7 tRNA genes are annotated in these 842 nt (G+C 50.7%); all 7 read left to right on the top strand.

The window, feature by feature from the left end:
• Positions 1 to 8: 8 nt before the first annotated feature.
• The 7 genes from PLA01S_RS31775 (at position 9) to PLA01S_RS31745 (ending at position 838) form a co-directional block, all read left to right on the top strand.
• Positions 9 to 84 (top strand) — tRNA-Asn (locus PLA01S_RS31775).
• 3 nt (positions 85 to 87) lie between these two features.
• Positions 88 to 163 (top strand) — tRNA-Thr (locus tag PLA01S_RS31770).
• Positions 164 to 200: 37 nt separating this feature from the next.
• Positions 201 to 275: transfer RNA gene (locus tag PLA01S_RS31765), tRNA-Glu, on the top strand.
• Between the two features lie 118 nt (positions 276 to 393).
• Positions 394 to 469 (top strand) — tRNA-Val (locus PLA01S_RS31760).
• Positions 470 to 521: 52 nt separating this feature from the next.
• Positions 522 to 596 (top strand) — tRNA-Gln (locus PLA01S_RS31755).
• Between the two features lie 68 nt (positions 597 to 664).
• Positions 665 to 740 (top strand) — tRNA-Lys (locus tag PLA01S_RS31750).
• 14 nt (positions 741 to 754) lie between these two features.
• Positions 755 to 838 (top strand) — tRNA-Leu (locus PLA01S_RS31745).
• Positions 839 to 842: the final 4 nt, after the last annotated feature.

Here is an 842-nt window from a genome sequence, read left to right as displayed (position 1 = left end):
GGATATATTCCCTGATAGCTCAGTTGGTAGAGCACTCGACTGTTAATCGAGTTGTCACAGGTTCGAGTCCTGTTCGGGGAGCCACTTGCTTCCATAGCTCAGTAGGTAGAGTGCATCCATGGTAAGGATGAGGTCACCGGTTCGATCCCGGTTGGAAGCTCCAGATTCGCTTTTGAATTGGACATGCAGCATGAAATTGTGGCCCGTTGGTCAAGGGGTTAAGACACCTCCCTTTCACGGAGGTAACAGGGGTTCGAATCCCCTACGGGTCACCACTATTTTAATTGCATCAGGGGATGAGAATCCCGTCGGTTCGTCGGAGGATAACTTCGTAAGCGGAGGCTTCGCAGTCTCGAACGAAGTGAGAGTATCCCCTACGGGTCAACAGAATATGGAGGCTTAGCTCAGCTGGGAGAGCATCTGCCTTACAAGCAGAGGGTCGGGGGTTCGATCCCCTCAGCCTCCACCATTTCATGTATGATTCTAACGAGAATCAGCAAAATAGAAGTACTCATCGATTTTGGGGATTAGCCAAGCGGTAAGGCAACGGACTTTGACTCCGTCATGCATAGGTTCGAATCCTATATCCCCAGCCACTTTACCCCAAAAAGTGAAGTTGCGCTTCGAAGGTTATCCCGAATACTTTTCGGGGGCCCTGAAATGCGAGCCATTAGCTCAGTTGGTAGAGCACCTGACTTTTAATCAGGGTGTCGAAGGTTCGAGTCCTTCATGGCTCACCATTGTTTCATCTTGTGCGCGTGTGGCGGAATTGGCAGACGCACTAGACTTAGGATCTAGCGTCTTTGACGTGGGGGTTCAAGTCCCTCCACGCGCACCATTAA

The organism is Paenibacillus lautus NBRC 15380, assembly GCF_004000945.1.
GTDB lineage: Bacteria > Bacillota > Bacilli > Paenibacillales > Paenibacillaceae > Paenibacillus_AQ > Paenibacillus_AQ lautus.
Note: the sequence above shows the minus strand (reverse complement) of the source record. Positions and strands in the feature narration are given on the sequence as shown.